The 24,682-nt window shown below is 33.3% G+C and carries 25 protein-coding genes; 17 read left to right on the forward strand and 8 right to left on the reverse strand.

Annotation, left to right across the window (positions count from 1 at the left end; all coding sequences use genetic code 11):
* The first annotated feature begins 153 nt into the window (after window positions 1-153).
* Together AMQ68_RS17715 and AMQ68_RS17720 are read left to right on the forward strand one after the other, a co-directional pair.
* Window positions 154-1,155 (forward strand): aldo/keto reductase, encoded by a 1,002-nt coding sequence (locus AMQ68_RS17715; RefSeq protein WP_054511945.1) that lies wholly within the window; start codon window positions 154-156, stop codon window positions 1,153-1,155.
* Between the two features lie 188 nt (window positions 1,156-1,343).
* Window positions 1,344-2,240, forward strand: a complete 897-nt coding sequence (locus AMQ68_RS17720) for an AraC family transcriptional regulator (protein WP_054511946.1) — start codon at window positions 1,344-1,346, stop codon at window positions 2,238-2,240.
* Between the two features lie 197 nt (window positions 2,241-2,437).
* Here the strand turns inward: AMQ68_RS17720 and AMQ68_RS17725 are convergent, their stop codons facing one another.
* Window positions 2,438-3,775, reverse strand: coding sequence for a dihydroorotase (locus AMQ68_RS17725; RefSeq protein ID WP_054511947.1), 1,338 nt, complete (start codon window positions 3,773-3,775; stop codon window positions 2,438-2,440).
* A gap of 154 nt (window positions 3,776-3,929) precedes the next feature.
* On the opposite strand from AMQ68_RS17725, the gene AMQ68_RS17730 reads away from it, so the two are divergent.
* From AMQ68_RS17730 to ribA, 8 genes are all read left to right on the forward strand, one after another.
* Complete coding sequence (locus AMQ68_RS17730; protein WP_054511948.1) at window positions 3,930-5,357, forward strand: oligosaccharide flippase family protein; 1,428 nt, start codon at window positions 3,930-3,932, stop codon at window positions 5,355-5,357.
* 155 nt (window positions 5,358-5,512) lie between these two features.
* The gene (locus AMQ68_RS17735; RefSeq protein ID WP_054511949.1) at window positions 5,513-6,529 is read left to right on the forward strand and encodes a sugar phosphate nucleotidyltransferase; all 1,017 of its coding nucleotides are present in this window, start codon (window positions 5,513-5,515) and stop codon (window positions 6,527-6,529) included.
* Window positions 6,530-6,632: 103 nt separating this feature from the next.
* The gene (locus AMQ68_RS17740; protein ID WP_054511950.1) at window positions 6,633-7,478 is read left to right on the forward strand and encodes a DUF4292 domain-containing protein; all 846 of its coding nucleotides are present in this window, start codon (window positions 6,633-6,635) and stop codon (window positions 7,476-7,478) included.
* Window positions 7,475-9,034 (forward strand): murein hydrolase activator EnvC, encoded by a 1,560-nt coding sequence (locus AMQ68_RS17745; RefSeq protein WP_054511951.1) that lies wholly within the window; start codon window positions 7,475-7,477, stop codon window positions 9,032-9,034. The genes AMQ68_RS17740 and AMQ68_RS17745 overlap by 4 nt, the downstream gene beginning before the upstream one ends.
* 29 nt (window positions 9,035-9,063) lie before the next feature.
* The gene (locus AMQ68_RS17750; protein WP_054511952.1) at window positions 9,064-9,276 is read left to right on the forward strand and encodes a twin-arginine translocase TatA/TatE family subunit; all 213 of its coding nucleotides are present in this window, start codon (window positions 9,064-9,066) and stop codon (window positions 9,274-9,276) included.
* Window positions 9,277-9,291: 15 nt separating this feature from the next.
* Complete coding sequence (locus AMQ68_RS17755; protein ID WP_054511953.1) at window positions 9,292-9,903, forward strand: DUF4254 domain-containing protein; 612 nt, start codon at window positions 9,292-9,294, stop codon at window positions 9,901-9,903.
* Window positions 9,900-10,358, forward strand: a complete 459-nt coding sequence (locus AMQ68_RS17760; protein ID WP_054511954.1) for a hypothetical protein — start codon at window positions 9,900-9,902, stop codon at window positions 10,356-10,358. The genes AMQ68_RS17755 and AMQ68_RS17760 overlap by 4 nt, the downstream gene beginning before the upstream one ends.
* A 20-nt stretch (window positions 10,359-10,378) precedes the next feature.
* Window positions 10,379-10,975: a GTP cyclohydrolase II gene (ribA, locus tag AMQ68_RS17765; RefSeq protein ID WP_054511955.1), complete on the forward strand. Its 597-nt coding sequence runs from the start codon at window positions 10,379-10,381 to the stop codon at window positions 10,973-10,975.
* A 79-nt stretch (window positions 10,976-11,054) separates the two neighbouring features.
* On the opposite strand, the gene AMQ68_RS17770 is transcribed toward ribA, so the two are convergent.
* Window positions 11,055-11,579, reverse strand: a complete 525-nt coding sequence (locus AMQ68_RS17770; protein ID WP_054511956.1) for a hypothetical protein — start codon at window positions 11,577-11,579, stop codon at window positions 11,055-11,057.
* A 114-nt stretch (window positions 11,580-11,693) separates the two neighbouring features.
* Here AMQ68_RS17770 and AMQ68_RS17775 point away from each other — a divergent pair, with 114 nt between their 5' ends.
* Genes AMQ68_RS17775 through AMQ68_RS17795 form a run of 6 tightly spaced genes read left to right on the forward strand, consistent with a single transcriptional unit; the run spans window position 11,694 to window position 16,619 of the window.
* The gene (locus tag AMQ68_RS17775; protein ID WP_054511957.1) at window positions 11,694-13,433 is read left to right on the forward strand and encodes a glycoside hydrolase family 3 protein; all 1,740 of its coding nucleotides are present in this window, start codon (window positions 11,694-11,696) and stop codon (window positions 13,431-13,433) included.
* 4 nt (window positions 13,434-13,437) lie between these two features.
* On the forward strand, window positions 13,438-14,586 hold the full coding sequence (gene bshA / locus AMQ68_RS17780; protein WP_054511958.1) for an N-acetyl-alpha-D-glucosaminyl L-malate synthase BshA: 1,149 nt from the start codon (window positions 13,438-13,440) through the stop codon (window positions 14,584-14,586).
* 27 nt (window positions 14,587-14,613) lie between these two features.
* Entirely contained in the window at window positions 14,614-15,504 is an 891-nt protein-coding gene (locus AMQ68_RS17785) for a DUF2851 family protein (RefSeq protein ID WP_369678655.1), read from the forward strand.
* The gene (locus AMQ68_RS25960) at window positions 15,482-15,889 is read left to right on the forward strand and encodes a DUF2851 family protein (RefSeq protein WP_369678656.1); all 408 of its coding nucleotides are present in this window, start codon (window positions 15,482-15,484) and stop codon (window positions 15,887-15,889) included. Before AMQ68_RS17785 ends, AMQ68_RS25960 begins: the two co-directional genes overlap by 23 nt.
* Window positions 15,882-16,103 (forward strand): PspC family transcriptional regulator, encoded by a 222-nt coding sequence (locus AMQ68_RS17790; RefSeq protein WP_054511959.1) that lies wholly within the window; start codon window positions 15,882-15,884, stop codon window positions 16,101-16,103. Before AMQ68_RS25960 ends, AMQ68_RS17790 begins: the two co-directional genes overlap by 8 nt.
* Before the next feature lie 3 nt (window positions 16,104-16,106).
* Window positions 16,107-16,619, forward strand: a complete 513-nt coding sequence (locus tag AMQ68_RS17795; RefSeq protein ID WP_054511960.1) for a GNAT family N-acetyltransferase — start codon at window positions 16,107-16,109, stop codon at window positions 16,617-16,619.
* A gap of 92 nt (window positions 16,620-16,711) precedes the next feature.
* Here the strand turns inward: AMQ68_RS17795 and AMQ68_RS17800 are convergent, their stop codons facing one another.
* From AMQ68_RS17800 to AMQ68_RS17820, 5 genes are all read right to left on the reverse strand, one after another.
* Window positions 16,712-17,446 carry an SIMPL domain-containing protein gene (locus tag AMQ68_RS17800; protein ID WP_054511961.1) on the reverse strand — a complete coding sequence of 245 codons (735 nt, stop codon included), beginning with the start codon at window positions 17,444-17,446 and terminating at the stop codon, window positions 16,712-16,714.
* Between the two features lie 84 nt (window positions 17,447-17,530).
* Window positions 17,531-18,307 carry a hypothetical protein gene (locus AMQ68_RS17805; RefSeq protein ID WP_054511962.1) on the reverse strand — a complete coding sequence of 259 codons (777 nt, stop codon included), beginning with the start codon at window positions 18,305-18,307 and terminating at the stop codon, window positions 17,531-17,533.
* Window positions 18,308-18,350: 43 nt separating this feature from the next.
* Window positions 18,351-19,184 (reverse strand): hypothetical protein, encoded by an 834-nt coding sequence (locus AMQ68_RS17810; protein ID WP_054511963.1) that lies wholly within the window; start codon window positions 19,182-19,184, stop codon window positions 18,351-18,353.
* 19 nt (window positions 19,185-19,203) lie between these two features.
* A complete protein-coding gene (locus AMQ68_RS17815) occupies window positions 19,204-20,013 on the reverse strand; it encodes a hypothetical protein (protein WP_054511964.1) in 810 nt (269 codons plus the stop codon).
* A 6-nt stretch (window positions 20,014-20,019) separates the two neighbouring features.
* On the reverse strand, window positions 20,020-20,766 hold the full coding sequence (locus AMQ68_RS17820; protein ID WP_054511965.1) for a hypothetical protein: 747 nt from the start codon (window positions 20,764-20,766) through the stop codon (window positions 20,020-20,022).
* Window positions 20,767-20,949: 183 nt separating this feature from the next.
* Here AMQ68_RS17820 and AMQ68_RS17825 point away from each other — a divergent pair, with 183 nt between their 5' ends.
* Window positions 20,950-24,090, forward strand: coding sequence for an exodeoxyribonuclease V subunit beta (locus AMQ68_RS17825; RefSeq protein ID WP_054511966.1), 3,141 nt, complete (start codon window positions 20,950-20,952; stop codon window positions 24,088-24,090).
* A gap of 68 nt (window positions 24,091-24,158) precedes the next feature.
* Here the strand turns inward: AMQ68_RS17825 and AMQ68_RS17830 are convergent, their stop codons facing one another.
* Entirely contained in the window at window positions 24,159-24,668 is a 510-nt protein-coding gene (locus tag AMQ68_RS17830; protein ID WP_054511967.1) for a ferritin, read from the reverse strand.
* Window positions 24,669-24,682 lie beyond the last annotated feature (14 nt).

The following is a 24,682-nucleotide window of genomic DNA, read 5'->3' on the forward strand; positions in this document are numbered from 1 at the left end:
AAGTAGATTCTTCACTCCATTCCATTTCGTTCAGAATGACAGAATTGGGTTAAAATTCATTTATCCGTAATTCGCATACAACATCCATCGTTTTGCATACATCCGATTTCTAATTTCTGTTGACTTTTGTATTGTTAAATCAACACTACGAATATGAACAAAGTAAAATTAGGAAATCAAGGATTAATAATTTCCAACATAGGTTTGGGATGCATGGGAATGACCGGTTTTGGTGATGCAGATATGTATGGTAAAACTGACGAAAAAGAAGCCATTGCAACCATTCACCGTTCTTTGGAATTGGGAGGGAATTTTCTGGACACTGCCGATTTGTACGGTCCTTTCAAAAACGAACAATTGATTGCAAAAGCGATTGACGGTCATCGAGATCAGTATATTATTGCTACAAAATTCGGTTGGGAAATTGATGACAATGATAAAGTAACGTGGGCAATCAATGGAAGCAAAGATTATATAAAAAAGGCAGTTGAACGTTCGCTTAAAAATCTAAAAACAGATTACATCGATTTGTATTACATGCATCGGTTGGATAAAAACACGCCTATTGAAGAAACGGTGGAAGCGATGACTGAATTGGTTAAAGAAGGAAAAGTAGGATACATTGGTTTATCAGAAGTGTCTTCTGAAACAGTGAAAAGAGCGCATGCTGTACATCCTATTACGGCAGTTCAAAGTGAATTTTCCCTGTTTGAAAGAACAGTAGAAGAAAAAGGAGTCATTAAAACATTAAACGAATTAGGAATCGGTTTCGTTACTTATTCTCCTTTGGGAAGAGGATTTTTATCCGGGCAGATCCGTTCTATTAATGATTTACCCGAAAATGATTTCCGTAGAGGAATTCCTCGTTTTCAGGAACAGTATTTTCATAAAAACATTGAGCTCGTAGAAGCCATAGAAAGTCTTGCCAAAGAGAAAAATATTAGTGCATCCCAACTGGCATTAGCCTGGATCATCAGCAAAGGAATCATTCCTATTCCGGGAACGAAACGCAGAAAATATCTTGAACAAAATATTGAAGCAAGTACAATTGTGCTAAGTGAAGCTGATCTTCAGAAGCTGGAAAGTATTGTACCTTTGGGTACAGACACCGGAGCAACCTATGACGAATTCGGAATGGGACTTTTGGATTATTAATGAGTACCTTTAATTGTTAAAAATAACTCAAACCTCATAGGTTTTTGAAACCTATGAGGTTTATATTAAAACGCATTACGATCACAGCCCGACTTGAGCGGAAATCCTTTTGTGAGGAACGAACAAAAGATTGGGAGCGGAAGGCGGATAAAGCTGCCCAAGAAAAAAAACATTAAAAAACTGCACTTATGAACACCATAAAATCTGTTTCTGCATTCCACAAATTACTTTCTTTGCCTGAACCCAAGCATCCTTTGGTAAGTGTTATCAATCTATCTGAAAGTAATTTTATTGAAGATAAAGTTTGGGAAGGTTTCACAAACAGATTTTATTGTGTCGCTTTAAAAAGAAATGCCACAGGAAAAATAAAATACGGACAGCAACATTATGATTATGATAAAGGAGTCCTAAGTTTTACCGCTCCCAATCAGGTTCAGTATCTGGATTTACAAACGATGGATTGTGAAAGTAAAGGATATTTATTGATCTTTCACGAAGATTTTTTATTAAAACATCCGTTAGCCAATACGATTTCAAGCTTTGGATTTTTCTCTTATGCTGTAAATGAAGCCTTACATTTATCTGAAGATGAAGAAAATAATCTGATTGAGATTCTGAATAAAATAGACAAAGAATGTCAGCATATCGACAGACATACTCAGGAAATTATTTTGTCACAAATTGAATTGCTCTTGCAATATTCTAACCGTTTTTATGAACGACAATTTCTTACCCGAAAAAACAACAACCATCAACTATTGGTAAGATTTGAGCGTTTTATGAATGATTATTTCGACAATGAATCTTCAGAGAAAGGTCTTTTAACCGTTCACCAAATTGCTGAAGCAATGAATCTCTCTCCAAATTATTTAAGTGATCTTTTGAGAATTCATACCGGACAAAATACCCAGCAGCATATTCATGAGAAATTGATCAGTAAAGCTAAAGAGAAACTTTCTACCACAACACTTTCTGTAAGTGAAATTGCTTATGAATTGGGATTTGAGCATTCGCAGTCTTTTTCTACACTTTTTAAAAAGAAAACGAATATGTCGCCGTTGGAATTCAGGCAATCTTTTAATTAATTTTTTCTCTCGCAGATTTGGCTGATTACGCAGATTTTTTTTAACGCAATCATCTGCTAAATCTGTTTGATCTGCGAGAGATAAAAAAAAATAAAGACTGCAAACTACAGTCTTTATTTAGCTCTAATACGATTTGGCTAAAGCCAATTTTGTACATTAATAAAAAAACGGGCTAAAGCCCGCTTCTATTGATATTTTTATTCCTGAACTTCAAAAAGCAATCGCTCTCCGAATTTTGTATCATTAATTTTCCCGTTGTCAAATACCAGGTTTCCATTAACAAAAGTATGGGTCACTTTAGAATGGAAGTTCATTCCTTCCAATGGACTCCAACCACATTTGTAAAGGATATTTTCTTTGGCAACTGTCCAGTTTTCATTTAAGTCAACCAACACTAAATCGGCCTTATATCCTTCTTTCACGAAACCTCTTTTCTCAACCCTGAAAAGAATTGCAGGATTATGAGACATTTTTTCAACAATTTTCTCTAATGTAATTTTTCCGTTGATGTAATTCTCTAACATCACAACTAAAGAATGCTGAACCAAAGGCGCTCCCGACGGGCATTTTGTGTAAACATTTTGTTTTTCTTCCCAAGTATGAGGTGCATGATCTGTTGCTATGACATCAATTCTCCCATCCAACAACGCTTCCCAAAGTCCGTCTTTGTCTTTTTGCGTTTTTACGGCAGGATTCCATTTAATTAATCCACCTTTTGTTTCATAATCTTCATTGGTGAAAGTAAGGTGATGAACACAAACTTCCGCCGTAATTTTTTTATCTTTTAAAGGAATATCATTTCTGAAAAGTTCTGTTTCTTTTGCCGTTGACAAATGGAAAACATGAAGTCTTGCACCTGTTTTTTGTGCCAATTCAATTGCTTTTGAAGATGATTTATAACAAGCCTCCTCACTTCTGATTAAATGATGAAACTTTACGGGAATATCTTCACCATATTTATCAATATATTCTTGAGTATTTGCTCTGATTGTCGCTTCATCTTCACAGTGAACAGCAATTAGCATTTTTGTATTGCTGAAAATATTTTCCAACGTTTCAGGATTATCTACCAACATATTTCCTGTAGAAGAACCTAAAAACAGCTTAATTCCGGGAACATTTCTCGGGTTTGTTTTCAATACTTCCTCCAAATTATCATTGGTTCCTCCCATCATGAATCCGTAATTCGCATACGCTTTCTGAGAACCTATTTCATATTTATCAGCTAATAATTCCTGCGTAACTGCATTCGGAACCGTGTTGGGCTGATCGATAAAACTTGTAATTCCTCCTGCAATGGCAGCCCTTGATTCAGTTTCAATATCGCCTTTGTGAGTCAATCCCGGATCACGGAAATGCACCTGATCATCAATAACTCCCGGCAAAAGATATTTTCCTTCACCCTCAATAATTTGATCTGCTTCTTCCGAGATATTGGAATCTATTTTAGAAATTAAATCATTTTCAATTAAAATATCACCTTCAAAGATCTGGCATTCGTTAACGATTTTTACATTTTTGATTAAGGTTTTCATTTACTTTTTACTTTAGATACCAGACTTTGTCTTACGATATTGTAAAATCCGGCTGTTATTTCATTGTAAGCAAAATTAAGGTTTATGAATGAATTTTAAGATCGTTCATAAAAATCTATTTCTAAATATTTACATTTGCAAGAAATTTCACATTTTGTATAAGAAACTATTAGGGCAAACACTCATCTACGGAATAGGGGCAATTGCACCTAGGATTATTTTGTTTATTCTTAATCCCCTTTTGATCTATAAAATCCCTAATGAGGGCTTTGCCATATTCACGCAACTTTATGCATGGATTTCTTTTGTTAATATTATTCTTTCTTTTGGATTTGAAACAGCTTATTTCCGATTTTCTGCCGAAGAAGGTAACGAGAAGAAAACTTTCAACACTTCATTTTGGTTTTTATTTTCAACCTCCTCTGTTTTTCTCGCATTATGCTATTTGTTCAACCAGCCTATTGCAGATCATCTAGGATATCACGACAATCCGGAATATATAAAATGGTTTGCTTCGATTGCTTTTTTTGACAATCTATTAGTCATTCCATTTGCTTGGTTACGATTCCATAATAAGCCAATAAAGTATTCGGTTGTGAGAATAGTTCAGGCAATTTTTCAAGCAGTTTTTACTGCCGCTTTATTTTTCTGGATTCCAGAAAATCTATCACAAAAATTTGGACTGAATCAAAATGTTGATTTTCCATTTGTCAGTAATTTAGCAGGAAGTGCTTTGGGACTTTTATTATTGTTACCTATTATATTAAAAGTAAGATTTCAGTTTGTGACGTCTTTATTTACTCGCATGATTAAATATTCATTTCCATTGATGTTGGCAGGTTTCGCGTTTATGGTGAATGAAAATTTTGACAAATCGATCCAAAGAAACCACATATCAGGAGATGAAGCTGGAGCTTATGGTGGCTGTTATAAATTGGCTGTTTTGATGACATTATTCGTTACTGCTTATAGAATGGGAATTGAACCTTTTTTCTTTAAACAAATGGATAAAGGGGATGCTAAAAAAACATACGCCAAAGTTGCTGAATATTTCGCCTTCTTTGCAAGTGCTGTAGCCTTAGGTATTATTGCCAATATTGCTTGGCTGAAAGACGTTTTTATCCCCAACAAATCCTATTGGATTGCAATAGATATCATTCCTATTATTATTGTTGCCAACCTATGTTTCGGGATTTATTATAACTTTTCTACATGGTACAAAGTAACAGATAGAACCAGCGTTGGAACTATTATCTCATGGATTGGAGCAGGTATCAATATCGGCCTTAACTATTTAGCGCTAAGCTATTATCACAGCATGATGGGATCTGCTTGGGCCACTTTCGGAGCATACGTTATCATGATGATTATTTCTTATGTACTTGGGCAAAAATATTACCCTATCCCCTACCGTATGAAGAAAATGTCATTTTTTCTTATATTACTCAGTGTTTTCAGTTTTATTATTGTAAAATATCTGAATTATAATATCTGGATGAGTAACTCATTATTTTTGGTTTTCATAGCCATATTATTGTACAGCGAAAAAGATATGCTTCTCTCCCGAATAAGAAAAAACTAAGCTTTGGTCTCTCTTTTGATGATTACCAGGTCTGTTTAAAAAATTAAGCAAACTGGCTAAAGCTGATAAATATTACTCATAAAAATATTTTTAATTATTACCTTTAGCCAAGAAAATAAAAATAATTAAATTTAGAAAACACTAGAATTATATAAATGAAAATTATAGTACCTATGGCTGGACGTGGTTCCAGATTACGTCCACATACATTAACTGTCCCAAAACCTCTTATTCCTATCGCAGGAAAACCAATTGTACAAAGATTGGTAGAAGATATTGCTAAAGTTGCAGGAGAAGAAATTGAAGAAGTAGCTTTTATCATTGGAGATTTTGGTCCTGAAATTGAAAAATCATTAATTCATATTGCCGAAAAACTAGGCGCTAAAGGAAGCATTTATTATCAAAATGATCCACTAGGAACAGCTCACGCTATAAAATGTGCTGAGGCTTCAATGCAGGGAGATGTTGTTATTGCTTTTGCAGATACTCTTTTCCGTGCAGATTTCATATTAGACAAAAACTCAGATGGTGTAATTTGGGTAAAAAGCGTAGAAGATCCTTCTGCTTTTGGGGTGGTAAAATTAGACAACTACGGTTTCATTACCGATTTTGTTGAAAAGCCAACGACTTTTGTTTCAGACCTTGCTATTATTGGTATCTACTATTTTAATAGTGCTGAAAAATTAATGAGCGAGATTAATTATATCATGGATAATGATATTAAAAACGGTGGAGAATACCAATTAACAACAGCATTAGAAAACCTTAGAGCAAAAGGGGCTAAATTCTCTTTAGGAAAAGTAAACGACTGGATGGATTGCGGGAACAAAAATGCAACCGTAGAAACCAATAGTAAAATCCTTGCCTATGAAATAGAGGAAATGTCTACGTATCCGGCTTCTGCGGTTATTGAAAATTCATTGATCATTCAGCCTTGTTTTATTGGTGAAAATGTGAAAATTTCAAACTCAAAAGTAGGTCCTGGAGTTTCTTTAGGAAACAATACAATTGTTGTAAATTCAAACATTGAAAATTCATTGATTCAGGAAAATACAAGAATCAATCATGGAAACCTTTCTAATTCTATGATTGGAAATTCTGCTCAGTATTTTGGAGTTTCAAGAGAGATCTCTTTAGGAGATTATTCTGTTTTAGATTTTTTATCTAGATAAGAGTTTATTTAATTTAAATTATATATCTTCAAACCACACAAAATGTTTTGTGTGGTTTGGCGTTAATATTGCAAAGTATTGCCTTAATCAAAAAGATAAATACATGAAAAACTGGATACCATTAATTTTACTACTTCTCGTTTTGTCATCCTGTAAGACAAGGAATGCCGCTAAAAAGAACAACAGCAATATACAAGACAGCACTGTCGCAGTAAAAGACGATGGAAATCCGAAAGATGCCAGCCAGCCTGTAAGAGATAAGCTTGCATTCTATGAGCATGTTCTTATTCCACCCAAGTTCGATCAAATAAAGATTAGCAGTAAAGTAAACGTAGAGACTGGAAGTTTTATTCCTACGCTTGATGCTACCATTTATATCGAAAATAATCAGAAAGTTTGGATGAATTTATCCGCATTTTTATTTACCGTTGCACGAGGTATTGCAACTCCTGAGGGAATAAAAGGGCAGGATAAAACCAGCAAAACTTATATCGATTCCGATTTTGATTATCTTAATAATTTATTGAACGTCAACTTTATTGATTACAAATCATTAGAAAAAATACTAATGGGAAGAACTTTTGTAAAAATCAGTGATTCTCAGTTTACCCTTACAAAAAATGCACAGGGGTATAAAATGGCATCCAACGTCAATCAAAAAATCGTTACGGAAGAAAAAACACGAGAATATAAGATTACGTTACAATATGATACCAATTATGATTTATTAAACGTAAACTTAAAAGATGTTTTATCACCAGACGAATTAGAAATATCTTACAGTAATTGGGATGAATATAATGCAATTCGTTTACCTAAAAATGTTAAAATAATTATAAAAGGGTCAAAAAGCAGTCAAATTTTACTAGAAAATACGAAATTTGATTTTTCCAGGATAGAAACACCGTATTCAGTACCATCCAGTTATAAGAAAATCGAGATTAAATGATTAAAAAAATTAGCTTTTTAATAGGTATTTTGCTGTTCTCATTGCAATATGGGCAAAAAAAAGAGCAATTACAAAGCCAAAATGCCGACCTTAAAAAACAAATTGCACAAATAAATTCAGATTTAGCTAAAACCAGAAGCGAATCTAAACTTTCTATAGCATATCTTACCAACGTTAATAAAAAACTAGTCTTAAGAGAAAAAGTATATACCAATACTCAAAAAGAAAAAAGATTTATTGAAGATGATATCTACCTTCGTCAGTTAGAAATTAACCGTCAGAACAAAGAATTGGCCGTTCTTAGAAAGAATTATGCCGACGTTTTGGTAAACGCATACAAAAACAAAGGAGTACAAAATAAGGTAACTTTTATTCTTTCTGCCAAAAATATGGGAGAAGCCATAAGAAGAGTTCAATACTTAAAAGAATACTCTGATTATCAAGATAAAAAAGCGGCTGAAATTTCAAATGCCGCAGCCAAGATAAAAAACACCATTACTCAGAGACAAAAATCTATTAAAGATAAAGAGCAGCTTTTAGTAAATCAACAAAAAGATTTAACCACAATAAATGCTGAAAGAGCTCAGAAAGAACAACTTGTTGCAGACTTCAAGAAAAATGAATCTCAGTTAACGGTTGAACTTAAACAAAAACAAACTCAGTCTAAAGCGCTTGAAGGGCAAATCAGATCAATCATTGCTGAAGAAATAAGAATAGCGAAAGCTGAAGAAGAAGCAAGAAGAAAGGCTGAAGCTGAAAAAATTCGTCTTGCAAAGATTGCTGCTGAAAGAGAAAAAGCAAGAATCGAAGCTGAAAACAGAGCCAGAGCTGAGGCATTAGAAAAAGAAAGACTATTAGCTGAAGCTGAAGCTAAAAGAGCAACAGAATTAGCGGCTAAAAGAGCGGCAGAAGAAAAGAAACGTACCGAAGAAGCGGCAAGAGCTGAAGCTAATGCAAAAGATGCGGCAAGAAAAGTAGCGGCAACTAAAGCATCAGAAGAAGCCAATGAAAGAGCAAGAGAAGCTTCAAATAAATTAATTGCTGCAAGAGCCGCGGAAGCTGCCCTTACAAAGAAAAAAGACGACGAGAAAAAAGCTGCTGAAACCAAAGCAATGACCAATTATGGGGTTGCTCCTGCTGCTGCAGGCAATAACTTTGCAGAAAACAGAGGAAGACTAGGCTTCCCGGTAGATAAAGGACAGGTTACACACCGATTCGGAAGACAGCCTCACCCAGTGTTTAAAAACATTGTTGAAGAAAATAATGGGATTAAGATTTCTGTACCTTCAGGAACACGTGCAAAATGTGTATTCCCAGGATCAGTATCCTCAATCTTAGCCAACAGTGACGGAACGAAAACCGTCATGGTAAAACACGGAAACTATTTCACCATTTATTCCAACTTAGGAAGTGTAAGCGTTTCTAAAGGTCAACAAGTATCTGCAGGCACTCCTGTAGGGGTCGTAGGGCAAGATTTTGACGGCTCTTACACCCTTGATTTCCAGGTATGGAGCGGAACTACACCAGTTGATCCATTAGGTTGGGTTTCTTATTAAAAAAGATTAACTTTGTAAAAAATTTAGCAATGCAAACACTAACAATATTAGCCTTATCTTGGCAACATATCCTTATCGTAGCGGTACTTCTTGTATTACTTTTCGGAGGTAAAAAAATCCCGGAATTAATGAGAGGTGTTGGTTCAGGTATTAAAGAATTCAAAGATGCTGTAAAAGAAGAAGACAAACCAGGTGCTGAAGAAAAAAAGCCTTCTCCTGATAATAACCCTACCAGCAACTAAAATTCTATAGAATTAATGAACTTTACAGAGATTGCATGGCCAATCTTCAATCAATCAATTGAAGATTATCACGTGCTTGATAACGTTAACGCTCTAGTTAATAACCCATTCGAAAAAGACAGTTTGGAACGAATTTTGTATGCAAAGAACTGGATTGATACCGTTCAATGGCATTTGGAAGATATAATTAGAGATGAGAATATAGATCCCACTGAAGCTCTTCAATTAAAGAGGACAATAGATGCTTCTAATCAGAAAAGAACTGATTTAGTAGAATTTATAGACAGTTGGTTTCTTAATAAGTTTGAAAATATAACTCCTAAATCTGATGCAAAAATCAATACTGAAACACCCGCTTGGGCTGTAGACAGATTATCAATTCTTGCATTAAAGGTTTATCATATGTCTTTAGAAGCTAACAGAGAATCTGCTTCTGAAGAGCACCGTCTAAATTGCCAAGCAAAATTAGATGTACTGCTTACTCAGAAAGAAGATCTGTCTACTTCTATTAATCAGTTGCTTACTGATATTGAGAACGGTGATGTTAAGATGAAGGTATACAAACAAATGAAAATGTATAACGATGACAGTCTTAACCCAATCCTTTATCAAAAGGGGCAAAAATGAAACGACTATTTTTTTTCGGAGTACTAATAATTATAACATCATCCTGCGCAACGGAAAAATTAAATTTTTCTCCGCTGTCTAATAATTTTTATAGCGAAGCCAAAGGTTCTGATTCCGATAGAGGAGTAAAGAAAAGCATCGACATCAACATTAAAGAAAATGTAAATGCATCAGAGATCTCTAACCTAATTTCAACTTTTCCTAAGTTCAAAAATTCTGGATTAAATGAGGAAGTAATAAGCTTGAAATACAGTTTACAAAACTACCTGTATGCTATTGATGCCAATAATCTTTCAGGAAAGAACAGAGCTATTAAAAGCTTCGAAAAATCGTATAAAAAAATTCAGAAACTGAGACAGCATCTCAACAAAGATGATGACGAAGTACTTAACAGATATTTGGTAAGATTAAAAACCAATATTACCGTTATCGAAGATTCTTTAAAAGGAAATTAAAAAACTAATTCGAATTATTAATGATAAAAATTCAGGCGGAAGCTAACGTTCCTACAGAACACGGCAATTTCCGAATGATTGCTTTCTCCGAAAATGAGAACGACTGGATGCCTCATATGGCTATTATCGCCGAAAACACAGACTTTTCTAAGCCTGTAAATGTACGTTTCCACTCAGAATGTATTACGGGAGAAGTTTTCCATTCAAAAAAATGTGAATGCGGGCAGCAACTTGATGCCGCAATGAAATATACCTATGAAAAGGGAGGAATTATTATTTATCTTCGACAGGAAGGAAGAAATATAGGAATCATCAATAAATTAAAAGCATACTCTTTACAAGAAAAAGGATTTGACACCGTAGAAGCCAACCTAAAACTGGGACTTCCTGCAGACGACAGAAACTTTGGAGTTGCCATTGATATCTTAAATTTATTGGATGTAAAAGATATCAATCTTCTCACCAATAATCCTGAAAAGGTAAAACATGTAGAGAATAGTAATATCCATCTCAACTCAAGGATACCTTTACAAATTCCGGCTAATGAGAATAGCAAAGGATACTTACAAACAAAGAAAGATTATTTTGGACATCTTCTCGATGACAACGATAATTAAACTCAATACAATCAAAAGCTCCGTAAGAAATAATTCTTACGGAGCTTTTTTAATTATAAAAAATTGAAAAGATATATTCTTAATTTACTTTAGTATTAGTAACGTTAGAATCATTAAGATTGTAATACTTAACTACAGCATTGTAATCACTGTAATCAACAGCTGCTTTTTTAGCATGTTGACCTGTGGCATTAGCAGGTACAAGTACAACTCTAAAAGTTTGATTATTTAAAAACTGATTTCTTTCTGAAGTCGACAATGTATTATAATCAATACGATCTGTATAAATTTCTACTTCTTTAGTGCTAAAAAGAAAATTATAATCTAATTGTCTACCTCCCGACAAGTAATATGTTTTAGGTATAAGTTGCCAAGCATTACTTGCATTTGGATCCCGTCTATATACTAAAACTACATCTGTATTTTCAATACTAATATCCATTATAAGCTTATACCCTTCACTACTTATAAATGATCCTGTTGCGTCTTTCATCACAGCCACAGTATCACTATCTTTATATTGAACATTATCATCACGATTATCACAGCTAAATATGAATAAGCTCACAAAAGCTAAAAGTAAAATTGGAAGAAATTTTTTCATTTTATAAAAGTTTAATTATTATTGATATGGCTTATTCAAAACATATACCAAAAAACTTAAAAACATTGTTTTCATCCTTATTTTAATTGTATTTTTGTTCATATTCAAAAAGTAATGAAGAAAGTAGCTTATATTTCCCTCTTTATATTCTTAGGCATGAGCACAAAAACGGCAGCTCAATACCAGCCTAAAAATATTTCTCAAGCAGATATAAACAAAGCCAATCAATGGGTTGACACCACCTATAAATCCCTTTCTCAGGACGAAAAACTAGGTCAGCTTTTTATTGTTGCTTTATACACCAATAAAGATGAAAACCACATTAATCAGGTCCGAAACATTGTTTTAAATGATAAAATTGGAGGGTTGATCTTAATGCAGGATGATGCAGCAAGAGAAATTACTTTAGTTAATGAATTCCAGCAAAAATCTAAAGTCCCATTAATGATTGGGATGGATGCTGAATGGGGATTGTTCCAAAGAATTGCTGCCGCTCATAAATTTCCTTGGGCCATGACTTTAGGGGCTATCCAGGATAAAAATTTAATTGAGCAGATGTCTGCCAAAATAGCCGAAGACTGCCACCGAATGGGCATCAATTGGGATTTTGCGCCAGTTGTTGACGTTAATACAAATCCTAATAATCCGATTATTGGAAACAGAAGTTTCGGATCTGAGGTTGACAACGTAATTAATTCGGCATTATCTTATTCAAACGGACTTCAGAATAATAATATTCTTGCTGCAATAAAGCATTTCCCTGGACATGGTGACACGAGTACAGATTCTCACCTTGACCTTCCCGTGGTTTCACACAGCATCAACAGATTAAATAAAATAGAATTAGCACCATTTAAAGCCTTAATGAATAAAGGAATCGGAGGAGTAATGGTGGCACACTTATATGTTCCAAGCTTAGAATCAGGAAAAGGAATTCCCGCCTCTGTTTCTAAAAATATCATCACAGGTTTATTAAAAGAAAAATTAGGCTATAAAGGTTTGATTATCACCGATGCCCTGAATATGGGTGCCGTAGCCAATAAATACAAACCGGGAGAATTAGACGCCTTGGCTTTCAACGCAGGAAATGATATTATGCTTTTTTCTCAAGGTGTTTCTGAGGGGAAAAAATTAATTCAAAAAGCTATTGATAAAGGAGATATTCCACAATCAAGAGTGGAAGAAAGTGTAAAGAAAATATTATTAACAAAATATTATTTAGGATTGACTCAATACACTCCTAAAAATCCTGAAAATGTAAATCAAGATCTGAATAACAGTTCACATATAAACTTAGTTCAAAACTTATATGCAAATGCTTTAACGTTATTAAAAGACGATAAAAAATTACTTCCTCTTACTGGCAAACAAATTTATTATGTTCCATTGGAAGAAGCCCCATATCAAACATTTACCAATCAATTAGGTTCAAATATTATCGTAAAAAAAGCAAGTGAGATTAATTCAATTCCTGCTCATTCTACAGTAATTGTAGGTTTCCATAAAGATAATTCTACCGCTTACAAACCTTATAAAATTTCAGAACCATCGAAAAAAGCCTTGGCTGATCTAACGAAAAATCAAAATGTTATTCTAAATGTTTTCGGAAGTGCTTACGCTTTGAAAGACATTGATATTTCAAAAGTTTCTACTGTACTTGTATCTTACGAAAACAATGATGATTCAATGACAGCAACAGCTAATGCATTTAACGGAAAAACAAAAATCTGGGGCAGACTTCCTGTTTCAGTTAATGATAATTTGAAAGCAGGAATGGGAATCGATTTGAACCCAAGTTCTGCTTCAAACACAAAAGTGAGTTCAACAGTTTTTACAACATCAAAACAACAATAAACTAATGAAAATAGGCATACTTTGCTATCCAACATACGGAGGAAGTGGAATCGTAGCTACAGAACTGGGAATGTCCCTGGCCAATAAAGGCTATGAAGTTCACTTCATAAGTTCTGCGCTTCCTGCAAGACTAGATATTACCAATCCGAATATTTTCTTTCACAGAGTAAATGTTCAGACCTACCCTCTTTTTCAATATCAACCTTATGATATTGCCTTAAGCTCAATGATTTATCGTGTCGTAAACCTTTACAAACTAGATTTACTTCACGCTCATTATGCAATTCCTTATGCTTATGCGGCGTTTACGGCTAAGCAAATGTTGCAAGAGGACAATAATGACGTTCCATTGGTAACAACACTTCACGGAACGGATATTACGCTTGTTGGCCAACATCCAAGTTACAAACATGCAGTAGAATTTTCTATTAATCAATCAGACGCAATCACTTCTGTTTCTGAAAGTTTAAAAAGAGATACGCTGCAGTTTTTCAAGATCAAAAAAGAAATTCAGGTAATTACCAATTTTATTGATAATTCTGAATTTGATGAACCTAGTGATTGTCAGAGAACACAATTTGCAAATCCTGACGAAAAAATACTCATTCACGTTTCTAACTTACGTCCTGTAAAACGTGTTGACGAAGTTCTTCAAATTTTCAAAAATGTTCAGAAAAAAGTAAAATCTAAACTGATTATTATTGGAGAAGGACCCGATATGGAAAAGGTCAATCAATTTTTAGAAGAAAATCCTGATCTGATTTCAAAGATCCGTATTCTTGGAAAAGTGAATGATTTATATAGAATTCTTCAGCTTTCAGACGTGTTTTTACTGCCTTCTGAGCAGGAAAGTTTCGGTTTGGCGGCATTGGAAGCAATGGCGGCAAACACTCCCGTTATCAGTTCAAATGCAGGTGGAATTCCCGAAGTTAATATTCAGGGAGAAACTGGTTTCTTAGCAGAAATTGGAAATGTAGAAGCCATGAGTAACTACACCATCAAATTGTTGAGCAACGAAGAACTTTTAACCCAAATGAAGATAAACGCGAAAGAACAGGCGATAAAATTCGATTTGAAAAACATTCTTCCTATATATGAGGAAATGTATAGAACAACGATAGAAAATTTTAAAAAGGAGTTGTCTAAAGTATAGCATTTCGGCTATATTTGTAAGACACTCATGACGGAAAAACTACTTCAATATCTTTGGAACTTTAAGATCTTCCAAAATTTTGACTTCAAGGATATTGAAGGAAATTCCGTTGAAATAATAGATTTCGGAAAATGGAATACCGATTCCGGACCCGATTTTCAGATGGCAAAAATTAAAACCAATAATTTAATTCTTGCAGGAAACATCGAATTACACGTAAAGTCATCCGACTGGATCTTTCACAATCATTCTAAAGATCCCAATTATCAAAATATAATCCTTCACGTTGTTTTCCAAAACGATATTGAGATTGATGAACTTCAAAACAAGAATATTCCCACACTCGAATTAAAAAGTTTCATTGATGAAAACATCCTTTGGAAGTATGAAAAATTGATAAGTGAAAATCAATTTATTCCTTGTGAAAATATTTTTGATCCACATAAAATTCCCATCCATTTTCATGAAGAGAATATTCTTAAAAAGCTGCAAGAAAAATCAGTAGAAATAGAAAACAGCTTAGCATTGTATAAAAATAATTTTGAGGCCGTTCTTTTTCATCATCTCGCCTACTCTTTTGGTTTAAAAGTAAATGCCTTTATTTTTAAGCAAATTGCAGAAAGCATCAACTTCACGGTCATCAATAAGATCAAACAAAACGAAGCTCAGCTTGAAGCTTTATTCTTTGGAGTTTCCGGATGGTTAGAAAATCCCAAAGATGAATCCATGCAAATCTGGAAACGAGAGTTTGATTTTATTAAAGCTAAATTCAATATTTCGGACTTACAATTTCGTCCTAAATTTTTAAGACTGAGACCTCCGAATTTTCCCACCATCCGTTTATCACAATTAGCGAACCTTTACCACCAGCACCACAGCTTATTTTTCAAAAATAATTTTCGCAAAAAATGCTGCTGAATTATTTAAAATCTTCAAAGAGGTAAAAGCTTCGGAATATTGGGATAATCATTTTAATTTTGGGAAAATCTCAACAGTAGACCAACCTAAAGTTTTGACTAAAGATTTCATTGAATTAATTATTTTAAATACCATTCTTCCCTTAAAATACACCTATCATAAATATCAAAATGAAGAAATTACCGATGAGATCTTAGCATTTTATACAAGCATTTCATCAGAGAAAAATACAATTATCGGTCAATGGAAAAATCTTGGTTTACCCATTAAAAGTGCTTTAGAAAGTCAGAGCTTGATTTATCACTATAAAAATTCCTGTGAAGAAAAAAATTGCTTAAATTGCAGTATTGGATTTAAACTTTTAAAAGAAACTTCAAATGTTTGATAATATCCGCCATAAAATGGAAAGAGAATGGTTTGGCGTTCTTACAAGAATGGGTGCTAAATTGGGAATTCCCGTGTCTAAGCTAAGAGTTTTCTTTATCTACTCTACTTTTGCTACGGCAGGTTTTTTCTTTCTTATCTATTTAGGATTGGCATTTATACTTTGGATCAAAGATATTTTTATCACAAGAAGACCTAGCGTTTTCGATTTATAAACTATGGAATTTTTACCGATTACATCACCAGACGATTATAGAGTTCAAGAAATCTATAATTCTTATTCCAGTACTTTTCCTGAAGATGAGAGAAGAGATTGGGATAAATTTTCGAGCCTTTTCTCTAACCCGAATGTGAAAATAATTTCTGTTTTACACGACTCAAAAACGGTGGGTTACCTCATCCTTTGGGAGCTGAGCCATTATGTTTTTGTAGAGCATTTTGAGGTGTTTGAAGAATTTAGAAGTCAGAAATTCGGGTCACATATTACCGGATATTTATTTGACAATTACCCAAGAATTATTTTAGAGATCGAACCTGAACATTTAGGTGAAGACGCCAAAAGACGCTATTCTTTTTATCAGAGAAATGGCTTTAAACTTCTTGATGAAATGTATGTACAACCAAGTTACGGTGAAGGTAAGAAACCACTAGACCTTTGGTTATTATCGAATTATACTCCTGAAAATCTGAAGGAAGTTAAAGATGAAATTTATGATATTGTTTATCATTAAAAATATAAATCCGAAGCATAGAACTTCGGATTTTTTGTTTTTTCAATTTATCCTTGTCAAGGATAATAAGTCTTATTTCTATCTGTGAAAGTTTAGTTCACTTCATATTCCAACTTTATCGTAATGCTTGCTTCTTTTTCTTTAGAAGATGTATTGAAAGTTCCTCCATACGAATAATCTTCATTAGAATTAGGCGCTGTAATTTGAATCACGCCCATTGATGCTTTTTTAAGATTCCCTAATTTACTTCCCGAATTTTCAGCAATCTTTTCGGCTCTTTCTTTGGCATCTTTGGTTGCAGAAGCAATCATTTCCTGCTTTACAGTCGCTAATTTGGTGTAAAAATAAGAGGGTGAAGAAGACGTAAATTCTATTCCACGATTGATAATTTCTGTAATATTTCTGGAAAGGTTTTCGATTTTTGCAACCTCTTTACTTTCAATAGAAACTTTTTGTGTTAGGCTATAGCCCGAAAATTCTCCCTGAACACTGTTTCCATTGGAGTCTGTATAATTTCTAAACTGCTTCTGAATATCTACCGAAGAAAAAACAATTTCACTTTGCTTGATCCCTTTTGAAATAAGATAATCGTTGATCACTTTTCTGTCCATCGCCAATTCATCATAAGCAGATTTCAAATCGGCATTATTTTTAGAGAAACTTCCAGACCAAGTAATTAAGTCCGAAGTAAATTGTTTCGTTCCCAAACCGGTAATAGAAATGGTATTTTCAGATTTATTTCTGTTTTTAATGGCACTTCCTAAAAGGCCAAGACCAATGATGAAGCCTAGAGATGCAACTGCAATGGCAATAATATTTTTATTCATAAAAATTCGTGAATTTGATTGATTTTAATCTTAATGATATATCAATTTCTATTCCGAAATTTTAAGATTTCATTAACAGTTGTATTATTGTTTAAGTTGCTTTAATCTTTCGGTATAAAGAGGAATAACTTCTTCTAATCTTAACAGCACACCAGACAGATTTTTCGCTTTCACATAGGTGCGAGTCTGCGGTTTTGTGACAAAAGCAAACTCAATAAATTCTGAAATTCTTTCCGCAGAAATTCCTGCTTTTATAAAATAGTCATCATCTACTCTTTTACGAATCCATACAATATGCTCTTGCAAATCATCATATCGGTACTGTCGTTTTTGTCTTCTTGCTTTACCGCTTATCAAATCATAAGTTCCCTGAACATCCAGCGAACCCAAAAGTATAGGAAGTAAAACTCTTTTCACATCTGCAGGAGTCTCCCTCATCTTACCGATAGGCTGTGGAAGCCCAACTGCCTGTTGAACAATCTCTCCTTTATCCACTTTCACAACCAATCTGGAATCATCACCCAAATCGCCCGTTAATTTTTTCGCAACTTTAACTTCTTCTATATCTTCCGGGATTTTAATAAGGGTGATTGTTAATTGGGAGTTTATTCCGTTTATCAATACTCTTTTGGAAATTCTTTCATAGCCAGTTCTTACAAATCTCAATTCATCGTTACTAAAAGCTTCAATAGAAAATTCACCCAAAGAGTTGGTATATACTTTTTGATCTGTTGACATATTAACTACCGTCACAGCCCCAAGGTTAATATCATTATCATCCGTGATTTTACCTGTTACTATTTCTTGAGAAAAGATAATCCCAAACCAAAATAGAAATACAAAAAACAATTTCTCTTTCATTTAATCTTCTGTTTTTTTTACCTTGTAAAGATATTAATGATACTTAATCTAAAATTTTATTTGTTTTAATATATTCTTTGAATATTCTTTTTAATTCAGACTCAATTAATTCTTCATCAAAGTCTTTTCTATATTTTTTCGCCAACTGTAGTTTATCATTTGCATATACCAAAAATCTATCTACATTCTCAATATTCATTCCATACTTCGCTAAAAAGTTTAAATTAACCTCTAATTTAATCCTATTTATAAAATTTTGATTTTCAATATAGTTAGGTGTCGTAGCTTTAGAACCTGTAGCTTTCCCTACCAAGTCAGCAACTCCCTCAAGCAATTTCACAGCATCAATTTGTCCAGCATTAAAATCATGCCCCCTGAAACTACTTGGAATTACACTACTAGATAATGGAAGAGGTCTATTTAATGAAGATTTCATATACTTATTCATATCAGACTGTAAAGCAACTTTTTTTTTAGGCCTATCAAAAAGCTTACTATCATTGGCTAAATTCCCTGTAAGCTTATGAGGAATCTTCACCTCAGGAATTAAAGTTTCAATCCTTAATAAAGATATATTCACAAGTGTCTTTATATTATCCTTGGTAATTTTTGTATCAGAGCGATAATATCCTTTTTTCACAAAACGGACTTCATCATTTTCTTGCGCATCTATCACAAATTGTCCAGAAATATCACTATAGCTACTCTTATTAGTTGAAATATTAACAACCAAAACCGAACTTAGCATAATATTATTTTCGTCTGTGATTTTTCCGGTTACTATTTCTTGAGAAAAGACGCAATTACACAAAAAAATTAGGAACAAAAAAACTTTTTTCCAGCCTAATAAAAATGAGTATTGATCTTTTAATTTCAATTCAGATAATACTATTATTTTATTCTCCTATTTTTTTAGTTTTCCTGTATTCCGCAAAAGCGACTCTCAATTCATTTTCAACAGTAACAATATCAAAATTTTTACGGTAGTTTTTCGCTAATTTTCTCGTGTCATTAGCATATACCAAAAATTTATCAATCTGCTCTTCAGTCATTCCGTATTTTGTAAGAAAGCCAACATTGACTTCTCTTTTAAGTCTATTCATAAAATTCTGATTTTCAAAATAATCAGGCTTTGTAATTTTAGGCTGTCCAGCTTTCTTCACTAAACCAACAGCAGCGCCAATCAACTTAACCATATCAACCTGTCCTGCACTAAAATCATGTCCTGTAAAAGTTTTTGAAATAGAGTTATTCGGTAAAGGTTCACTTAATGGACTTTTCATATATTCATCCATTGATGATTTCAAAGCAGCTATTTTTCTTGATCCATCAAGATATTTACTATCTTTTTCAAGATTGCCAGTAGGTTTATAGGTAATTTTAACTTCCTGAATTAAGGTCTCAGCCCTCAAAAGCTTTATATTAAAAGGAATATTTATATTCTCATTTGTGATCTTTTTATCTGAACGATAATATCCATCTTTCACAAAACGAACTTCATCATTTTGCTGAGCTTCTATCACAAACTGTCCGGAAGAATCACTCTGAGCACTTTTATTATTGGAAATATTTACCACCAAAACAGAATTCAGACTATGGTTATCTTCATCAACTATTTTACCCGTAATTTTCTGCTGAGAAAATAAATCTACAAAAGCAAAACACGGAATAATGTAAAGACTTTTTCTAATAATAAAGGTATTCATCTGTGACTATTTTTTAGTTTGAGGAGCGCGATAAGACGAGATCCTTGTAAGGACAAATCTTTGGAATCTATACAAATCTGCCTCACTACAATATCCATACTTTAAAATATTTTGCCTTTCGAAACCTCCTGCAAAAACATAATAAATGAAATTCTGAATCAATGCTTTATCTATCTTAAGATCCACAAAATACTGCTCTCCCAAAGCCTTTGTAAGATAATCCATAAAATCGATATCATCCCATTTATTTTTAATCTTTCCAATACTAAACCCTTGTCCTTTTGGCTGAACAAACTCTCCCGCTCTTGGAGCAAGAAGCCTGGGATCCGATTTTTGAGACATATAAACTGCCAGATCACTTTTTAGTTTCTCAACTTTTTTTGGAGGATTAAGGTTTTTAGAATCAATTTTTATATCTCCGGTGAGTCCTTTTTTAATTTCAACCTCCGCAATTAATGCAGCCGTCCTTACCAAAGTAATATTCATTGGAGAACTGATATTTTCTGCAGCTACTTTTTTATTGAATCTTTCATAACCCGATTTCACGAAACGAAGTTCATCGCCTTGTCTTCCGAAGATCATAAAATGTCCGTCTCTGTTTGTGGATACCCTTTCATCCGTTCGAATATTGATTACCGTAACATCAGGCATCTCTATATTTTCTTCAGTAGTAATCTTCCCAAAAATATAATCTTGAGCATTGATATGGATGAAAAATATAGTAAATAAGAAAAAAAGTAGTTTAAATTTCACGGATAATTATTTATAACGCAAAACTAAAGCTATTTTTAAATTAAAATACAAGTTTAACCACAGTTAACGCGTTTTAGGATTTTTTTGTGAATTTCTATTTCTAAAATTGTTAAATAGCGAATTCAAATTGTTAAAATTTCACTTAAAAATTAGCTAACTTGCACTCTCAATTCGTTCAAAAAAATGCAAAATTCTTATACAGTTATCAATGCTTCTGCGGGCTCAGGGAAAACTTATGCCTTGGTTCAAAGACTTTTGATGATCTGTCTTCGCTATCCTAATCAGCAACATGCCATCAGAAATATATTGGCTTTAACCTTCACCAATAAGGCAGCCAATGAAATGAAAGAAAGGATTCTATCTTGGCTGAATAATTTTGCCGCGGATACTTTTGCTGAAAATGCAGATTTGAAAAATATCCAAAAAGCATTTGAACAAGATGGTCTAAGAATAACGATTGATGAATTGCATGTTCGTTCTAAAAAATTGTTAGATTATGTTCTCCACAATTATTCTACATTAAATATTGGAACGATTGACCGTTTCAATGCGCGATTGGTAAGAAGTTTTTCTTATGAATTAGGCTTGGCTAAAAATTTCAATCTTGAAATTGATGCAGAACCTTTTTTGATTGAAGCTGTAGATAAAATGCTTGATCAGATTGGTGAAAATGAATCCATCTCTAATTCTTTCATGGATTATGTAGATTACAGCCTTGAAAACAACGAAAGAATCAACCTTAATAAAAACCTTTACGATTCTGCAAAAGAGTTTGTAAAAGACATTCATTACGAGCAACTGAAAAACAATAAGAGTTTTGATGATACGAATTATGAAAGTATAAAAAACACGATCCGAAAAGAGATTACGTTTAATAAAAAGCATTCTTTAGAGCTCGCTACCCAATCTATTGAATTATTTAAATCAAGAAATATTGAAATCGAAGATTTTGCTCAGGGAAAAAATGGAATTGGAGGATTTTTTACTAAGGTTTTAGATTTTTACCATCAAAAAAGACCTGGATTTCCTTTTCCGACCACTCAGGAAGAATCTGTTCTCAACAATTATAGAAAAGGGGCTTCTGCAAAATCTAAAAGTAAAGAATCTGAAATTTTTGAAATCTTAGAGCAATTGTTGGAAAACAGAATGCAGTTGATTCTTTTATTCATTGAGACTCAGAAAAAGGAGAAAATTTTATCGGCTCTCCTTCCGTTGAAGGTTAATAAAGACATTCAGGATGAATTGAAAAAAATTGAGGATGAAAATGATCTTGTCCTACTTTCAAAATTTAATATTTTAATTAACGAAAATCTTAAAAACGAGCCTTCTGCTTTTATTTATGAAAAAGTAGGCTCACAGTTTCAACATTATTTCTTTGATGAATTTCAGGACACTTCTGAGCTTCAGTGGCAGAACTTTGTTCCGTTAAGAGATCACAGTGTTTCGACAGATAATACTTCATTCACTTTGGTTGGAGATCCTAAACAAAGTATTTACCGATTTCGTGGGGGAGAAAGTAAATTAATGCTGGACATTATCAATAAAAAAGAATTCTCACCTAAGCAAGCTCAATTACTTGTTCTAAAAGATAACTGGCGAAGTGCAAAAAATATTGTTCATTTTAATAATGAATTGTACGAATATCATTCTCGAAATCTTCAAGAAGAACATAAAAACATATTTGGTGCGGATGCGGAACAAAATGCAAAATCAGAGCATGAAGGTCGCGTAAAAGTGAATCTTATTGACAATCTTACCAATGAAGACTTTTACACCGATACTTCCGAAAGGATGAAAACAAATATTCAGGAATGTCTGAATAATGGTTTCAAGTTTTCTGACATTACAATTCTTTGTCGAGGAAATTTCGACATTTTTAGTTATTCTCAAAAATTGGGGAATCTAAAAGTGACTTATCGTGGTGAAGAAACGAATATCAAGACGATTTCTGATAAAGGATTAACTCTGGAACTTTCTAATACTTTACAAGCGGTTATTGAGTTCCTAAAGTGGGAAACCAATCCTAAAAACAAACCTAATCTCATCATGATGATGTATCATTTAGATAAATTAGGAAGGGTAAACATGCAGGATTTCACCTTGGAAATGAAAGAAATCCTGGACATTGAAACCCATGAAGAGATTTTGCAATTCCTTCACTTAAAATATGCTTTACGACTAAAACAAGAGAATTTCCCGAGGTTTAATTTATACAACTTTGTAGAATATTACGTTAACGAATTTTCCATTGAAAATAAAGAAACCGATTTTCTTTTGAACTTTTTGGAAATGCTCTTTAATTTTACCCAAAATGCAGGCGCAAGCACCAAAGAGTTTTTAAAATATTGGGATGAAGAAGCTTCTACCTACACGATTCAGGCTTCAGAAAACATTGACGCCATTCAGATCATGACGATTCACAAATCTAAAGGACTGGAATTTCCTATTGTTTTTATTCCGATGATGAATAAGAATCGTGACAGTGAATTTACCAATTGGTTTGAAACAAGCAGCGATGAAGCATTGAAATCTGTCAACATCAATCAGTTCAGTAAAAACCTTGAAGTGTATGATCAGGAAATTGAGAAATTCAACACACAAAATTCTTACAAAAACCTTGTCGACAGGCTTTGTCTACAATATGTGGCAACTACCCGACCTGTTGAACAATTATTTTTCTATCTACAAAAAGCAAACAAAACCTCAAACAACCTTGAGCTTCTGGAATTTCTACAAACTAAAAACGTCAATGAAAGTGATGAGTTTGATTTGTATGAAGTGAATCCAGAAATGCTGAAAAAGTATTCGAAAGATAAAACATCTTCTTTTAAAACAAAAAACATTGAAAATCTCAAAAATGTCAATGAAAAAAGTACTTCTATAAAAATTGCTACTCCATCGAAAAATTATCAGGTTCGAAATGAGAAAGTAAGAATTGGGCTTTTCGTCCATGAATTATTATCAAAGATCAATACCGAAAAAGATATCGCTAAAGTTCTTGAAAGTTATCTTTTGGAAGGACAGATTACGTTGGAAGAAAAAAATGACATTCAGGAAACATTACAAGAGATTGTTCATACGTATTCAGAGTTCTTTGATGAAAAATGGAAAGTAATCAATGAACAAGACATCATGATCTCCGAAAGAGGCCAAAGCCGAATTTACAGACCAGACCGAATTTTAAAAAGCGATGAAGGCTATATTATTGTGGATTTCAAAACGGGAGAGGAAACGGTAAAGAATGACAGACAAATAGAACGGTATAAGAATGTTTTGGAGCATCTAGGAAAAAAGGTGTTGAGAACACAGCTTATTTACTTATAAAAAAGTTTCGGCGGCACCAAGGGTGCCGCCGAAACTTTTTATCTTGAACTTTAAATTAAAGCTAAATCTTAAGCCGTTGGATCTGCAACAAAAACTCTCTGTGACAATTCCTGATCAAAAAGATACAATGCTGATGGATTATCAGAAACCATTTTAATCTTCGTTACATATTGAGAAGCACTTGCTTCTTCTTCTACTTGCTCATTGATGAACCACTGTAAGAAAGAAGTCGTTGCAAAATCTCCTTCGTCATTCGCATTTTTTACGATGTTGAAGATACTTTTTGTTACTTTTTTCTCGTGCTCTAATGCTTTTTCAAAAATGTCGATTGCATTAGAAAATTCGTGTGGTGGTTTTGCAATTTCTCCAATGATGATCTGCCCTCCAACATCGTTTAAATAATCAAACATTTTATCAGCATGCATCAATTCTTCTTTGCTTTGTACTCTGAAATAATTGGCAATTCCATCAAGGTCTATTGCTGAAAACCAAGCAGACATTGAAAGATAATATTGTGATGCGTATTGTTCGTGGGCTATTTGTTCGTTAATTAATTGTGCAATTTTATCGCTTACCATAATAATAAATTTTA

This window comes from Chryseobacterium sp. ERMR1:04, from assembly GCF_001297705.1.
Classification (GTDB): Bacteria; Bacteroidota; Bacteroidia; order Flavobacteriales; family Weeksellaceae; genus Chryseobacterium.

Bases quoted from the DNA above. Each gene is read 5' to 3' on its own strand.
- AMQ68_RS17715 (WP_054511945.1), top strand. From the start codon at position 154: ATGAACAAAGTAAAATTAGGAAATCAAGGATTAATAATTTCCAACATA.
- AMQ68_RS17720 (WP_054511946.1), top strand. From the start codon at position 1,344: ATGAACACCATAAAATCTGTTTCTGCATTCCACAAATTACTTTCTTTG.
- AMQ68_RS17725 (WP_054511947.1), bottom strand. From the start codon at position 3,775: ATGAAAACCTTAATCAAAAATGTAAAAATCGTTAACGAATGCCAGATC.
- AMQ68_RS17735 (WP_054511949.1), top strand. From the start codon at position 5,513: ATGAAAATTATAGTACCTATGGCTGGACGTGGTTCCAGATTACGTCCA.
- AMQ68_RS17740 (WP_054511950.1), top strand. From the start codon at position 6,633: ATGAAAAACTGGATACCATTAATTTTACTACTTCTCGTTTTGTCATCC.
- AMQ68_RS17745 (WP_054511951.1), top strand. From the start codon at position 7,475: ATGATTAAAAAAATTAGCTTTTTAATAGGTATTTTGCTGTTCTCATTG.
- AMQ68_RS17750 (WP_054511952.1), top strand. From the start codon at position 9,064: ATGCAAACACTAACAATATTAGCCTTATCTTGGCAACATATCCTTATC.
- AMQ68_RS17755 (WP_054511953.1), top strand. From the start codon at position 9,292: ATGAACTTTACAGAGATTGCATGGCCAATCTTCAATCAATCAATTGAA.
- AMQ68_RS17760 (WP_054511954.1), top strand. From the start codon at position 9,900: ATGAAACGACTATTTTTTTTCGGAGTACTAATAATTATAACATCATCC.
- ribA (WP_054511955.1), top strand. From the start codon at position 10,379: ATGATAAAAATTCAGGCGGAAGCTAACGTTCCTACAGAACACGGCAAT.
- AMQ68_RS17770 (WP_054511956.1), bottom strand. From the start codon at position 11,579: ATGAAAAAATTTCTTCCAATTTTACTTTTAGCTTTTGTGAGCTTATTC.
- AMQ68_RS17775 (WP_054511957.1), top strand. From the start codon at position 11,694: ATGAAGAAAGTAGCTTATATTTCCCTCTTTATATTCTTAGGCATGAGC.
- bshA (WP_054511958.1), top strand. From the start codon at position 13,438: ATGAAAATAGGCATACTTTGCTATCCAACATACGGAGGAAGTGGAATC.
- AMQ68_RS17785 (WP_369678655.1), top strand. From the start codon at position 14,614: ATGACGGAAAAACTACTTCAATATCTTTGGAACTTTAAGATCTTCCAA.
- AMQ68_RS17790 (WP_054511959.1), top strand. From the start codon at position 15,882: ATGTTTGATAATATCCGCCATAAAATGGAAAGAGAATGGTTTGGCGTT.
- AMQ68_RS17795 (WP_054511960.1), top strand. From the start codon at position 16,107: ATGGAATTTTTACCGATTACATCACCAGACGATTATAGAGTTCAAGAA.
- AMQ68_RS17800 (WP_054511961.1), bottom strand. From the start codon at position 17,446: ATGAATAAAAATATTATTGCCATTGCAGTTGCATCTCTAGGCTTCATC.
- AMQ68_RS17805 (WP_054511962.1), bottom strand. From the start codon at position 18,307: ATGAAAGAGAAATTGTTTTTTGTATTTCTATTTTGGTTTGGGATTATC.
- AMQ68_RS17815 (WP_054511964.1), bottom strand. From the start codon at position 20,013: ATGAATACCTTTATTATTAGAAAAAGTCTTTACATTATTCCGTGTTTT.
- AMQ68_RS17825 (WP_054511966.1), top strand. From the start codon at position 20,950: ATGCAAAATTCTTATACAGTTATCAATGCTTCTGCGGGCTCAGGGAAA.
- AMQ68_RS17830 (WP_054511967.1), bottom strand. From the start codon at position 24,668: ATGGTAAGCGATAAAATTGCACAATTAATTAACGAACAAATAGCCCAC.